This is a genomic window from Bradyrhizobium sp. MI1.11, assembly GCF_055811255.1.
Map to the genome: position 1 here is coordinate 49,561 of NZ_JBVVPM010000021.1, position 14,435 is coordinate 63,995.

The following is a 14,435-nucleotide window of genomic DNA, read 5'->3' on the forward strand; positions in this document are numbered from 1 at the left end:
TACCGAAGCATCCGTGGCGATTTTCGCGTTTCGGCTCTGCACAGAAGAAGCTGTCACCGGCCTTTAAGGAACGTGCATGAACAACTCACGTCGAAACTACGTGGCGCCGGAACAAGGTAGTCTCTGCCAGTATTGCGGCAACGACGGAAGCAACATCATCACGTGCGATCACTGCCAGCCGCCTGTGCGCTACGTTGTCCCCAGCGAGTTGCACAAAGACGAAAACGCGGTATGATTCTGTGTATGACAACTAAATATGGGGCAGTCGGCGCGTCGCTTAGTATAGCTGTGTTTTCATTCTTTCCAGTTTTCGCTTCGGCGGCGTTTATCGACAACTCCAATACTGCACGTGCCGAGATCCAGGCAACCTCACCACAGCAACTCGACAATTTGAATACCAGCGTCTTCAAGGATGCGTGGCTCGCCGCGAAGATCGTCGGATACAATCGATCAGAAATCGATGAGATGAAAGCGGATATACAGCAGCTGAAGCGGGAGAATGCGCAGCTTCGAGATCAGCTCAGCAGCCGACAATTGACAGTCTCCGCGGCGCCAGCACCGTCTTATCAAGCAGAGGCGCGCATGACGGCGCTTGAGAAGAAGCTCGATAGCCTGCAGGGCACGCTCAGCGCGGTCGTTGGTATGCTCACCATGCTCTTGGGCAAGCTATAATTCAGAGATGTACATCGACGGCCGGAAAGTATCCAAGGGACTTACGGAAGAGCGAATCATAGCCGCACTCGCCCCAGGCTGTAGGCTCGTTCGGATCAACTGGAAAAAAGGCAGCATTCACGTCGTGAACGGTTTCGGGAAACTGACGGTCCTCTCGCTCGGAAGTGTGGCGAAATGATCGGTCTACTTACCGGCGGTCGCAACACATTTCAGATTATACAAGTCGTAGCCGCACTTATCGTGATCTCGAGCCCATAGGTGAGCCAGTTGCTTTTGAAGCTCGCCGCATTTACTCGTCGCATATGAAATTACGTCTGTCCCGCACGATACGAAAATGCTGCCTTTCGGGCATCTACCTTTAGGATAGGGGTACTCCCCGACACATACTTGATAGGTGACTTCCATCTTTAATGGTGGCTCTGATGGCGTATTCACCGTCACGCTGTTTTCGTTTTTCACTGTCGGTGACACGTTGAAAGTGGGGTTTGCCTCGATATGAGGGGCCACGTTGACCGAGGGCTTGTTCTCGACGGTTTGATTGACCGTTGCTGGAGGCGACGGCTTCTGCTCAGCGTGACTCTTGTCGAAATAGGTGAAGCCAGTCCATAACCCGCCAACGATTAGACCGATCGGAGTACCTATAAAAGTCAGAACCTCTCTCCGAGATCGGTTCGACAGCCATCTATAGATTCGATTGAAATGCATTGCCCCTCTCCGTCGTCAACCAGGGGGAATATGAGGTGCTATAATACAATCACTAACGCGCCATGGCCAGCAGAAAGGAAAACAAGGGAGAGCAGGAGCTCAAAGCGAAACGTGAGCTATTCTGTCGTTTCTACACCCAGAGCGGCGACATGTTTGGCAATGGGACACATGCCTACGCTGAAGCCTATGGCTATGAGCTCGATACCTTATCGCGTGAGGCTGAGTATGATGAGGACGGTAAAAAGATTGAAGATAGCGAGTACGATAAGTCCTGCCAGGTATGTGCAACAGAGGCAGGTCGTCTCCTTAGAAAGCCTGAGATACAGGCACGTTTGACGGTTCTCCTCAATGAGCTCCTGAAAGACGAGATCGTAGACAGTGAACTGGCGAAGCTCGTCACTCAGAACCACGACAACACCGCCAAGATCGCAGCCATCCGAGAGTTCAATAAACTCCGTGGTCGCATCATCGACAAAACCCAGCAGATCAACCGGCTCCCGTTTGGTGAGACCGACCTGTCGACGGTGATCGCAACGCTCCCACAGGAGCGCCAAGACCATTTCTATGCAGAAATCAGCAAGCTCATCGCAGAGGCCGAGCTTCTCAGAAGCGCTAGCTCGTCTCAAGGCGGCGGCACTCGGTAACCTCGACGACATACGCAGGCGATACGGGGAGAAGCCAATACAGCTTCTCCGGTTCATCGATCCTACGATGCGCTTCCCCAAGAAGATCCGCTACATCTTCGCGCTTATCTGGCTCGGGCAAGATCCACAGGGCAATGCCGCCACACGCTTCATTATCAAAGGCCCGCGTGGAGGAGGTAAGTCAAAGAGCCTGGGCGCACTTGGCTTCGTCATGTGGTTCCTCAAGCTGCTCAGCATCGTAGACATGGGCGGATCGCTGCAACAGGCGCAGGGCGTCTATAACTATTTCGTCAGTCACATCTATGCGTCTGAGGCGATCGTAAACGCGCTCCCCGACGAGCCGACAATGAAGGAGACCAAGACTGACAAAGGGAACTATTTCAAAGCAGTCGCGGCGTCGCCAAAAGCCGTGCGCGGCCCGCACCCTGACGTGCTTTTCATTGACGAGGCGTGCGAGACGAAGGATCAGCTCATCCTAGACGCAATGCCGATGGTCAACACTTCCGCGCATTCGCTCGTCGTCATGACCTCGACCTTCCACAAAATCTTTGGTTATTTCCAGGAAACGTGGGACCGCGCGGACGAGCTCGGGTGGGTCCGCCTGTCCTGGGACAGCTTCGATGTATGCCGTGAGTTTGATCATGCCATCTGGCGCGACGAGAAGCTTGTGCGCGAGATCCCCGACCTTGCGCAGCTCGAGAAGCGCGCAGGAGGCCGCACCGGCGATCCGGAGGGCTGGATACCGGTAGAAAACATCATCCAGGCATGGCGCGAGAAGGCGTCAGTCGACTATTTCGATGTTGAGTTCATGGGCACCAGGCCAAGCGCTGAGGGCATGGTCAACGACCCCGAGGATGTGGATGCATGCGTAATCGACGAGTTTGGCGAGGAATACGCGCACCGCACTGGAGTCGACGCTGCAGGTGGGCTCGACTGGGGTTTCTCCGGTCAGACGTCGTGGGTGTGTGGGTACGCTCATAAGGACAACGTAAAGGTACAGCTTGAGAACCGCTTATGGACACAGGTGCGCAGCGGGGTAATCATCGCGGACATCGTAAAGGACGTGCTCAAGTACCGGCTGTCCATGATTCATGCCGACGCCTCACATCCGTTCGAGAACGCGGACCTACGCGCCGAAATTAGGAAGGCTATAGACTCCCTCCCACCCGAAAAACAATTCAGGTGCAGTGTCGTCGAGGTGCCATTCGGTCGCCCGTACCAGATCGCCGCCAATGAGAAGAAGACCGACAAAAAGAAGGAGCTTTCGAAGAATCTAGGCACTGAGAAAGAGGTCATGCTCGGTAACTACCGCACCTATTTCTCCCGCCGCCTACTCCGCATCCTACGCGCATGCAAGACCGGTATTTGGCAGCACAAGCGATATCGATACCAGGAAGGCAGCGATAAGCCGCTCAAAGAGGACGATCACGTGCCGGATAGCACCATGCTCTGGCTGCGTCGGTGGATGCTCGGCAAGACCGCCCAACAGCTACCGCCTGAACAGACCGAGAAGGAGAAACGCACATCCACAGTCACCGGTGGATTGATGAGCAGGCAGTTTTAAGGGTGCTATTATTACAGCATGAATATCTTTGGGCGAGATTTTTCGCTCCCTCGATTTGCTGCCGAAAAGAAACCCAACTCACAATCGAAACCAATACGCGCCCTGGAGATTGGCGACACCGGCACACATATTCTCAATGGCTTCATCAACGAGGAATACAACACTGAGCTTCAAGGCGTTAAAGCGTTTATAAAATACGACGAGATGCGCAAATCAGATTCTACTGTGCGCGCTGCAGAGCTCGCCGTCACGCTCCCGATTCGCGCAGCAGAGTGGTATGTCAAACCAGCCAGCGAAGAGAAAGCAGATCAGGATATTGCAGACTTCGTAGAGCGGTGTCTCTTTAAAGAACTTTCATTCGATGATTTCCTGAGACAGGCGCTTCTCTCACTTCCGTACGGTGTATTGCCGTTCGAGAAAGTGTTCGAGACGCGCGACATCGACGGCAAGCAGCGCATCGTGTGGAGCAAGCTCGCACCTCGTTTGCCACGCTCAATTCAGCGATGGGCTATTGGTCCTACGGATACGCCGGGTATTACGCAAACTCGATCAGACGGCAGTGTCGTTGATATTCCAATGGATAAGCTCATCGTGTTCGTCCACGAAATGGAAGGTATGAATTGGAACGGCACTTCTATCTTTCGTGCTGCCTACAAGCACTGGTTCATGAAGAATGTTTTCTACAAGATTGACGCGATTGCATTTGAGCGTCAGGGCCTCGGCATTCCTTCCGGTCAACTTCCTGACGGAGCGACGAGCCGGGAGCGCTCGACGATGGAAACCATTCTCAAAAACATACGCGCAAACTCGCAGGCGTACGTGATCAAGCCCGACGGATACACTGTTGAATTCATGGACATGAAAGCCAACACCACGCGCGATCCTCAGAATTCCATCGCGCATCATGACCGCCAGATAATGAAAGCAGTACTCGCGCAATTCCTCGAGCTGGGCTCATCCGGTGCTACCAATTCAGGTGGCGGCTCGCACGCCCTCTCTGCGGATCATTCTGCTCTCTTTCTCCAGTCCATAGAGTCAGAGGCACGCTCAATCGCTTCCACAATCAATAAGCAGGCGATCAAGCAGCTCGTCGACTTGAACTTCGATAATGTGACGGAATATCCGGAACTCGAATTCGAGGGCATAACAGGCGAGGACGTAAAGGCGCTTGCCGAGACATACTCTTCACTCAAAACATCTGGTGCACTTACCGCCCAGGATGCTGATGAGGCGTCATTCCGCGAGAAGCTTGGCCTGCCTGAGCTCGATGAAAGCGGCATACGCGAGACGGAGCCGGTAGACCAGAACAATCCGGAAAATAAGCCGGTCCCAGACAAGAAGGCGCACGAACACGGTGGTGTAAAAAAAAAGTTTTCAGAATTTAAGCCGTGGCGAAAGCTCACGTTTGCGGAGGACAAAGTAGACTTCGAAAAGCTCGCGTCCAAGATGGACGAGCTCGAAGGCCAGTTTGACCAGGCTACCAAAGACCTTCTGCACGGCGCACGCGACGCGTACATGGCCGCATTTACGAAAGCGGCACATGCAGGTGACACTGCTGCGATCAAGGAAGCCACCCTGAAGGTGCAGAGCGATTACGCCAGGATCATAAAGAACGCTCTCAAGTCAGCATTTGAATACGGAAAGAACAACGCAGCAAAAGAGATCGGTGCAGCAGCCCCAGCGAACCCGAGCGCAATACTACAGCAGATCGATATTCAGTCGGATGCAATTGCTGAGCATCACATCGCAGAGATCACAGTTGATAGCAAAAATGCATATGTCCAGGCTTTGAACAAAGGCGAGTCAATCGCAGTGGCGCTCGGAGCAGCGGACGCAGCAGCAGAGGCGACGATCGATGCGCTCACGAGCGACATGTCCGCGATCGTTGTCTCCGGTTACATTAATCACGGACGTGGCGTTGTCTTTGATCGCAACGGTGACGACATCCACGCACTGCAGCGCTCTGAAATTCTCGACGAGAGCACGTGCAACTATTGTCTTTCGATCGATGGTCGCATTGTAGAGAAGGATGACGCGTTCGCACAGAACACCATCTTCCATTCAAACTGTCGCGGCATATGGGTCGCAATTCTCAAGGACGAGGAGGAGCTGCCGACAATCGGTGGCATCCCGCAATCGTTGCGCGACCGGTTTGGCGATGCGGTGAATGATCTGATTCAACCTAAGAATCCAATGCCAAAGAAGAGGTGACCGCACTACCGCTCTGAAAATTCCTTCTCGAGCGCCTGGACGTCATTGAAACTACTTCTGACGTGCGCTGCGTAGTAGAGGTTCGCAAGAAGAGCGAACAGATATACGGTGACTAACGCACCTGCAAAAATGAGCGTGTCGTCAGTCGCCCTTCCAACGAATTGAATGTATGCTCCGCGATACTGTACAGCAACTCGGTCTGTATTAGAGAGCAAGCCGGTAAGAATGGCTGGTCCTGCGATGACGACGCCCAGCAGAATGAAAACTCTGCGGAGCAACCGCTTCTTTTGACGTTCGAAGAAATCCTTAGGACCCAAAATCCGAGAACGTAAGGCCTGAACTAGCGTAGCTATGAGAACTTCCTTTGTGTCCGCCATCTCATTTCACCTTAGGCGTAGCGTCTTGGGAGCTGAACGTGGAAGAACTCTTCCAGGTAGTCTCTCGTCTCGTTGTAGGTGAATTCCAGCGACCTCTCTAAATTCAAATGGATGTACGCAATGATATAGACGCAAACAGAAATCGAAGCGATTGCTGCTAGCCAAAATACTACTTGAACGATCAGCAAAGAAGGCCCTGCGCCCGAGATTTCTCCAACTGTAAGGAAAAAGTCCTTTTGGAATGATCTTATTGCCCAAATGGAAATAGTGCCCACTAGTATAGTCGCGATAGAGGAACCAATAGTCAGATGGTTCGATGCAGTAAGATACCTCTCTTTCTGCAATGCAGTAAAATGGGCCACTATCTCGTAGGTGCGACTTGCACCAAGCTCTGCATACAATCGATCTGCAGAATCAACGCCGTACGGCTCTTCGTTAGCGCTCATTGAAAGCTCCTGTTCGGGTCGTTGTGGGTCCAAACTAAGACAAGAGCATGTACCCAAGTCATTCGCCAAACAAGCAGCAATTGCAGCCTAAGGATGCTCTCTCCCGGCTCCACTTATCAACATAGGGCCGCTCCCATTCCGCAGCAGCGTTCGCGTGTGCGGTATGATGAATGCATGAGCAAAGATCAGCGAGATAGCAAAAAGCGAGTCGCGTTGGTTCAGCTATTTGCAGAACGGTCGGGTTCTGCAGAACTACCGAGTGAGATCCATGTCATCCCAACAGGTGAATGGGCTCACCCGATGTACGGCCCCATGATAATCACAGCGGGCGATATCACGCAGTTCAAAAAGAACTTCGATGACAAGATCCGCCGTGAGATTCCAATCACGCAGGGCCACGACAACGGCATGAGCGGTGGAGAGTTGCCCGCAGTTGGATGGTTTAAAGAAGCCATCGATCGCGGTGTCAACGGACTCTACTGCACTGTCGAATGGACACCGGAAGGCGAGAAATTGCTGACCGAGGGTTCGTTCAAGTACCTCTCGCCCGAATTCTATGAAGTGTACGACGACCCGGAGACGCACGACATCCGCAAGAATGTTCTTGTGGGCGCCGCGCTCACCAATAAGCCGTACTTCAAGGAGCTCGAGCAGGTGTACTCATTTAGTGAAGATATTAGTAAGCAAATAACATTCCATATGAATTTACAGTCCATTCTTGCGAAGAAGGCTTCCGAGCTTTCCGCAGAAGAGAAGACGTTCCTCCGCGCGAATAGTGAACAGATGACGGCGGAACAGAAGGAGACGTTCAAGGTAGTGTTGGCATCCGAGCCAGCCCCGGAGCCGACTCCTGAACCTGAACCGACTCCCGAGCCAACCCCTGAGCCAGTGATCCAAGCCAGCGAAAAGGGCAAGGTCATTACCATGGATGCGGTGGAGGTCGCGGCACTCCGCGTCGCAGCGGAAGCAGGAGCAAAAGCACTTCAGAAAGTGGAGGCGTCTGAGCGCAAAGAGGTTATCGCCAAGTTGACACTCTCTGAGTCCAACAAGGCCGGTCACTTCCTTCCTAAGCAGAATGAAGCTCTCGAATCGTTTCTTAAGACGCTCTCAGAAGCGCAGCGCACTCAGTTTGTTGCCCTTATCGGCAATATGCCTAAGGCTGACGCATCGATCTTCGGTGAACTCGGCGACGGCGGCAATGATGCCAATGCTGGTGCAGAAGGCATTGCAAAGGAAGTCCAGAAGCTCGCCAGCGAGAAGATGGCATCTGATAAGTCACTCACCTACTCGAAGGCCGTCCTCGCAGTGTTCGCAGAGAAGCCTGAATTGAAGGCCGAATACGATAAGGCGATGGAGTCGGGTACGTCCAATTAATCATATAAATCTATAGTCTATGTCTCAAGCAGTAAGGGATTTTGAAAAGACACTCGTTGCTGACGCCGCGATCACAAAGTTTCTCGTAGTCAAGGTGACTTCGACAGGCGTTGATGTCGCAACAGCAAACACCGACGCAATGGTCGGAGTATCGCAGAACACGGCGGCAATTACAGAAGGATGCACGTTCCGTTTCCTCGGCACAACCAAGGTAACAGCTTCGGCAGCAATCTCGGCAGGGGCGCGCCTCACGGCCACTACGGGCGGTAAAGTCGTTACGACGACGACCGACAAGCAAGCAATCATCGGTATCGCATTAGAAGCGGCAGCAGCCGACGGCGATTACCTCGAAATGATGCTCACGCCGATGGCGATGATCTCAATCTAATTACTCACGTAATTCTAATTCTCTATGTCTACTAATCGTTATCAAGTCGTCGATCCAGTCCTTTCGAATATTTCGATTGGTTACCAGAACGACGCATACATCGCGGATCAGGTGTTTCCATCGCTCCCCGTTGCATTGCAGTCCGGTAAGCACTTCATGTACGACAAGGGTATGTTCACCAACACGCCGAATCGTCGTGCTGCTGGCTCCAACTCGAATGAAGTCGATATCAAAGTAACTAGCGGTCTCACGTACTTCTGCGAAGATCACGCTCTCAAGCAGTTCGTTCCAGATGAGGATCTCAAGAACGCTCCGGCTGGTATTGACCCAATGGTCGATGCTACCGAGAACGTCACCGAAATGAATTTGGTCGCGCGCGAAGTCGAGCTCGCCGGTATTGTCACGAGCACCGCGAACCTTACCCAGAACGTCACACTTTCTGGTACTGACCGATTTGATGATTACAGCAACAGTGACCCGTTCACAAAGATCGAGACGGGCATGCAGACCGTTCACGCTTCGATCTTCAAGCGCCCAAACACGGTTATCATGGGCAAACAGGTATGGGACAAACTTAAATTCCATCCTGCTTTCCTTGAGCGCATCAAGTACACGCAGCGCGGTCAGGTAACTCCTGATTTGCTCGCGGCGTTGCTCGAAGTTGATCGCGTACTCATCGGCGCAGCAGGTAAGCAGACCGCCAACGAAGCCCAGACCAACGCCACCTCATACATTTGGGGTAAGGACATGGTTCTTGCCTTCATCAACCCTCGTATTGGTCAGAAGACCGTCTCGCTCGGTCTCAACTACACCTGGCAGCAGCGCCAAGTCGAAAGACTCCGCGGCACCGATGAAGAGGACCGTAAGGGTACGTATGTGCGCGTAGGTAACTGGTACTACGACCAGAACCTCGTATCGGCTTCGGCTGGATACCTCCTCAAGACAGTCGTTTCCTAATTACTAGGCGTCTAGGCCCCGCTTCGGCGGGGCCAGGGCGCATAATCAAAATCATTTATGGCAGGAACAGTAGAAAAGAAAGATCTGGCCATCTCGGCGCCTGACTTCATCATCCAGAACAAATCTGGACAGACGGACACCAAGCGCGTGGGTACGGTCGCTCGAAGGCTCGCAGTTGCGACCTTTGACACGGCAGCGAATGACAGCTCCGGCGTAGCGAATACGACCACTGCGGCCCACGGCCTCGGAGTGTATTTGCCGACCAAAGCGATCATCACCAAGGCATGGGTGGATGTCATTACGACATTCCAATCGACGGCCGGTGGCACGGACCTCGCGACGATCGCTCTCTCGGTACAAAGTGCCAACGATCTCGTATCTGCGATCTCGATCGCAACTGCGGGCGACGTCTGGGATGCGGGCATTCACGGATGTCTGCCAGGCTCGTACGCTGAAGCTACAGTAGCAGGAGACACAGCCGTCCTCGATGCAGCTCGTAACGCAGCATCCTTCATCAAGACCACAGCAGTAAGGGAGATCACCGCGACAGTCGCAACTGCGGCTCTCACGGCCGGCAAGCTTAATGTCTTTGTTGAGTACGTCATCTCCGAATAAGGCATATGGCGACTTACTACGTAAAGGGTAATCTCAGTCACGACGGAAAGGACTATAAGCTCGGTGATACCATTGAGCTTGCAGGCGCAGCAGCAGATGACCTCGCCTCAGCCGGCCTCCTACAGTCCGAGCCGATCAGTGCTCCCGCTCCCGTGCAGGAGCCTGCGCATGCGGAGCCAGAACGCCAGGAGGCGGTATCTGGCGGCGAGGAGATCAAGACAGGCGAGCCCTCATTGGATACTCCAGATAGCGCAAATGCTTCAGGGGAAGCGAAGGACATCACCGTGGTCGTTGACCCGGTGACGCGAGCTCCCGCTCCCGTACAGGAGCCTGCGCATGCGGACCAGCCCACTAAGACAACGATCTCCCGCAAGGGCCGCAGCCTGTCGCCTAGTAAGGAGAAAGACCCATCCGCTAATCTGTAATCTATGTCAAAATCAATAATCCAGCTTCGGGGCCTCATCATGATGGTGGCGCTTTTCGTTGCATTCGCATTCGCAAGTGTGGCACACGCCAACCCATCATTCTTCGGTATTGGCGTCACAACCAATAGCGCAGCAAGTACGTCACCCGCATGGATGACGCCTGGTACGGGTACGAGCACCACACCGGTCTACAACGCACTCGCGCAGACAGTCGCAGGGGGTTTTACCTCCAAGACTGACTTCGTGGGATTGCTTGTACGCTTCTGTGCAAGCTCGACGCTCACCACCCTCAACATCGCTCAGGAGCATTCAGCCGATAACATCGACTACTACCGTAACTTTGTCGTCGATCCGATGACTATCTCTGCGACCACAAGTAATCCCGCGATTTTGGGGACGCCGTTCTCCACCAGATGGCCGTTCGCGACATCGACGCTCGCTAGCGCAGCTACGACGACACCAGTCAGTATTTGCTCTACCGCATCGCTCGTTATGCCGACCCCATTCCAGTACACCCGCTTTGTTTCCTCGATCACGGGAGCCAACGGTTCTGTCTGGATGCAGGTCGTGCCAATCAAGCAGCAAAAGTAAGCAGCCAAAGCGGCCGGAGGACACCGCCACTCCGGCCGTAGCGACCAGGCGGCATTTTCATGACCCTAGATCCAACCAAAAACTTTGCAAAATGCACCGTGAGCACAGGGTATGACGCGTCCGCTACTTCGATAGCGCTCTCGTCAGGCCATGGAGCGAGACTCCCCGATCCATCATCGGACGGGGCTTTTAATCTCGTTTGGTGGGATTCCACCACATACGGCGACCCTGCAGATGATCCCAATGTGGAGATTGTGCGCGTCACCGCGCGCTCGAGCGACACACTCACGATCACTCGCGCCCAGGAGAGTAGCAGCGCTAGCACGAAGAATACGGCCGGCAAGACCTATAAGATGGTTTTGGCGCTTACCCAGAAGATGATCATCGATATCGCGGCGAGCTTCTTCCCGAAGGAGATCCCCACTGGCACCGTTAACGATTCGAACGTGACATTTGCCTTTACCGCGCAGCCCCGCGCGGTCGTCATCAACGGCAGCACGTATTTCTCTGATTCAACGGTCGGCGGCGCAGCCGTATGGACCTGGAGTACTCCCAACGTGACACTCTCATTTCCCGTCGGCATCGGAGGTTCAATCCATGGGATAATGTAACTATGCTGCTTCACCGTTTCATATCAATACTCGCAGCCACAGCCTTCGCCTCGATTGCAATCGTACCAATCGCATATGCGCAGTCGACGGTGCCGAGCGGCGGCACCGGTCTGACAAGCGTGCCTGCCGGGGCATTTCTTATCGGCAACTCACAACTTCGACTTGCCGCCACAACATCCCCGACCGCCGGATACTTCACTGCTACATCAACGACAAACGCCTCGACATTCCCATATGCCTCTACAACGGCAATCTCAACGGGCACATTGTGTCTCAATGGCACGTGCTACACCTCTATAGGGGGGGCGAGCGGCACCTTTTCCACGACATCGGCTGATTATTGGAAGGGCACCCGCGATTTCTTCTCCACCACATCGACAGACGCGTGGGACGCGACCAAGTGGCGTTGGGCTACGACCTCTTCAGATTATTGGAAGACACAGAACAACTTCTTTTCTACTACATCTGCCGAGGCCTGGGATCTTACAAAGGTGAGGTGGGCTACCACATCGTCTACATATTTCCTCGCACAAAATCAGGGACCAGCATTCTCCACATCGTCGGCATCCTACTTCCTATCACAGAACCAAGGTTCTGCGTTCTCTACGACCTCGGCTGACTACTGGGGCACGAGTAAGGGGTACATCACTGGTATTGCGTGGGGTGCAATCACTGGGACGCTCTCGAGCCAGGCTGATCTCAATGCAAGCTTCTCTACTAAGATCGGCACCTCGTCCGCCATAACGGCAAATCAACTTATTTATGCGACCGGACAGAACACAGTCGCATCGGTCGCCACATCGACCCTGACACCTGCGTCACCTCTCGGTGGCTCTCTCACGCAGATTGGCTCCGGCGGATCGATCACAATTCAACCTGCAACCGCTGGGCAGGCCGGCTACGAAACGCAAAATGAATTTAATTACGTACACACCGCGACCACGACGTTCTCAGGAGCACTCGTGTGGAGCGGTGCAACCAATGCAGTCACCTGCACAGCAGCTACTGCCTCGGTGCCAGGCTGTATAGCAGCGGCGGACTTCGCCACGTTCGCAGCGAAAGTGACCCTCAGTAATCTATTTGTTTCGCTCTCAACCTACGCCACGACGACACTTTCAACTACGACACCAATCTGGATTCGCGGTCCAATCTTTGCCTCATCGACCGCTCAAAATCCCGCTGTGTTCGACAATTTCACTGGGATAAACAGCACGACGACGAGCGCAACAACCACAACTCTCGGTATTCGCGGCATCGCCTCGGCGCTCCTTCTCGCTGGATCGACAGGCGGTGTAACGGGCTACACCGCACCATCAGCATGTTCTAATCAGTTTCTGAGAGCGATCTCAGCCGTAGGTGCTTTCACATGCGCAACTGTCGCCAATACTGATCTCGTAAACTCGACGATCAATCTCTCGTATAAGGGCTTGTCCGGTGATGCGAGTGTGGCCCTCGGTGGTACTCTGACCATTAATGCTTCGTCATCCCCAAGTTTTGGTGCAGTGTTTGCCACCACAACGTTCGCCTCGCAATTTCCGTACGCTTCGACTACCGCCCTTTCGGCGACAACGGTGTGTGTAAGTGGTGATTGTCGATCTGCATGGCCCAGCGCGGGATCTTATCCGTTCACACAAGCCTACAACGGCACCTCGACGGTCGTTAATTTTAACGGTGGCATCACCGTAAACGCCTCATCAACCCTTGGTACCGACACCTCTACGACTACGATACTCGGTGGATTGATGGTCGGAAAATTCGCTAACAGCGGAATGCTGTTCGGCTCAACGACACTGTTTCAGTCGTCCGGCAACGTGAATAGCTACGTGCAAGATATAACGTCAAATACGAATGCAGGAACCAATGCATCGGCTTGTAAGGTTGTAAAAAACAGGCTCTCCACGGATACGTCTTACTTTGGAGAACTGTGCCTCAACGGTGACGGATATAGCCAGGCGCTCTTCTCAGGCCAAAGAAATAATGACCTCTCGCTTCTGTCAAGCGATGGCGGCCTTTCATTCACGACCGCATCCTCGACACTCTCGGATGCTTCATCGACCATAGACTTTTTCACCAAAGGGACACTCTCATCAAATTTGCGCGGCCGGCTCACCAACAGTGGTTTGTGGTTATTCGGCACATCAAGCCCTGCATGGTCACTACTGACGATTGCCACCTCGTCTCGCCCACAGCTCGCGCTCTCGAGCGGTAATCCCAATGACTTTCAGTGGACGATGCGATCGATCTCGAGCAACTTCTACTTCGCGACCTCCACGAATCTGAGCACATCGACCGTAGCATCAATAATGATGAACGGCAGAACAGGAACGGTGAACTTCCCGCAAGGGATTTTCGTGAACGCGTCATCGACCTTCCAAGCCCCCTTATGGAGCGCTATTTCGTTTGGTATAGCGACAACAACACTCGATAGCTCGCGCGGTATAGGTGTATCCATTGCAACGACAACGCTCTTCGATGCCGCAGTAGGTAGCAATATTGCTTCATCGAGTGCTGTTGGAGGCCCTCTGCTGAATATCGTGTGGACTCGAAACTACGTCCGCGTGCTCGCAACATCGACCCTCACATTACAGCTCAATTCAACATCTTCCCGGCCAATCGACGGATTCAAATATTTGCTCGAAATCTGCGAAGACGCGACCGGCGGGCGCAATGTAGCGTGGGACAATTTCTCATCCGGCTTTATCATATCGTCGATGGGCACACCCACTGTAAGCACCGTTGCGGGGAGATCTACGATTTTCGGATTCATCTATTCGGCAATGGCAAATAGTCCCCTCGGTGGTCGCTATCTACTTTTGTATGCATCAACCACGCCCAAGGGCACATGCTTACCGTAA

General features: G+C 53.5%; 13 protein-coding genes. 11 read left to right on the plus strand and 2 right to left on the minus strand.

The window, feature by feature from the left end:
- The first annotated feature begins 243 nt into the window (after window positions 1-243).
- The 4 genes from AC0L30_RS21360 (at window position 244) to AC0L30_RS21375 (ending at window position 5,796) form a co-directional block, all read left to right on the plus strand.
- Window positions 244-672 (plus strand): coiled-coil domain-containing protein, encoded by a 429-nt coding sequence (locus AC0L30_RS21360; RefSeq protein WP_473405117.1) that lies wholly within the window; start codon window positions 244-246, stop codon window positions 670-672.
- A gap of 767 nt (window positions 673-1,439) precedes the next feature.
- On the plus strand, window positions 1,440-2,021 hold the full coding sequence (locus AC0L30_RS21365; RefSeq protein WP_473405118.1) for a terminase small subunit: 582 nt from the start codon (window positions 1,440-1,442) through the stop codon (window positions 2,019-2,021).
- A gap of 67 nt (window positions 2,022-2,088) precedes the next feature.
- Window positions 2,089-3,585 (plus strand): hypothetical protein, encoded by a 1,497-nt coding sequence (locus AC0L30_RS21370; RefSeq protein WP_473405119.1) that lies wholly within the window; start codon window positions 2,089-2,091, stop codon window positions 3,583-3,585.
- An 18-nt stretch (window positions 3,586-3,603) separates the two neighbouring features.
- On the plus strand, window positions 3,604-5,796 hold the full coding sequence (locus AC0L30_RS21375) for a phage portal protein family protein (protein WP_473405120.1): 2,193 nt from the start codon (window positions 3,604-3,606) through the stop codon (window positions 5,794-5,796).
- A gap of 5 nt (window positions 5,797-5,801) precedes the next feature.
- Here the strand turns inward: AC0L30_RS21375 and AC0L30_RS21380 are convergent, their stop codons facing one another.
- Together AC0L30_RS21380 and AC0L30_RS21385 are read right to left on the minus strand one after the other, a co-directional pair.
- Window positions 5,802-6,173, minus strand: a complete 372-nt coding sequence (locus tag AC0L30_RS21380) for a hypothetical protein (RefSeq protein ID WP_473405121.1) — start codon at window positions 6,171-6,173, stop codon at window positions 5,802-5,804.
- An 11-nt stretch (window positions 6,174-6,184) separates the two neighbouring features.
- Entirely contained in the window at window positions 6,185-6,619 is a 435-nt protein-coding gene (locus AC0L30_RS21385; RefSeq protein WP_473405122.1) for a hypothetical protein, read from the minus strand.
- Between the two features lie 174 nt (window positions 6,620-6,793).
- Here AC0L30_RS21385 and AC0L30_RS21390 point away from each other — a divergent pair, with 174 nt between their 5' ends.
- From AC0L30_RS21390 to AC0L30_RS21420, 7 genes are all read left to right on the plus strand, one after another.
- The gene (locus AC0L30_RS21390; protein WP_473405123.1) at window positions 6,794-7,993 is read left to right on the plus strand and encodes a phage protease; all 1,200 of its coding nucleotides are present in this window, start codon (window positions 6,794-6,796) and stop codon (window positions 7,991-7,993) included.
- Window positions 7,994-8,012: 19 nt separating this feature from the next.
- Window positions 8,013-8,381 carry a capsid cement protein gene (locus tag AC0L30_RS21395; RefSeq protein WP_473405124.1) on the plus strand — a complete coding sequence of 123 codons (369 nt, stop codon included), beginning with the start codon at window positions 8,013-8,015 and terminating at the stop codon, window positions 8,379-8,381.
- 156 nt (window positions 8,382-8,537) lie between these two features.
- Window positions 8,538-9,338 carry a major capsid protein gene (locus tag AC0L30_RS21400; RefSeq protein WP_473405125.1) on the plus strand — a complete coding sequence of 267 codons (801 nt, stop codon included), beginning with the start codon at window positions 8,538-8,540 and terminating at the stop codon, window positions 9,336-9,338.
- 57 nt (window positions 9,339-9,395) lie between these two features.
- Window positions 9,396-9,953, plus strand: a complete 558-nt coding sequence (locus tag AC0L30_RS21405) for a hypothetical protein (protein WP_473405126.1) — start codon at window positions 9,396-9,398, stop codon at window positions 9,951-9,953.
- 464 nt (window positions 9,954-10,417) lie between these two features.
- On the plus strand, window positions 10,418-10,969 hold the full coding sequence (locus AC0L30_RS21410; RefSeq protein ID WP_473405127.1) for a hypothetical protein: 552 nt from the start codon (window positions 10,418-10,420) through the stop codon (window positions 10,967-10,969).
- Between the two features lie 59 nt (window positions 10,970-11,028).
- A complete protein-coding gene (locus AC0L30_RS21415; protein ID WP_473405128.1) occupies window positions 11,029-11,580 on the plus strand; it encodes a hypothetical protein in 552 nt (183 codons plus the stop codon).
- 2 nt (window positions 11,581-11,582) lie between these two features.
- Window positions 11,583-14,435, plus strand: a complete 2,853-nt coding sequence (locus tag AC0L30_RS21420) for a hypothetical protein (RefSeq protein WP_473405129.1) — start codon at window positions 11,583-11,585, stop codon at window positions 14,433-14,435.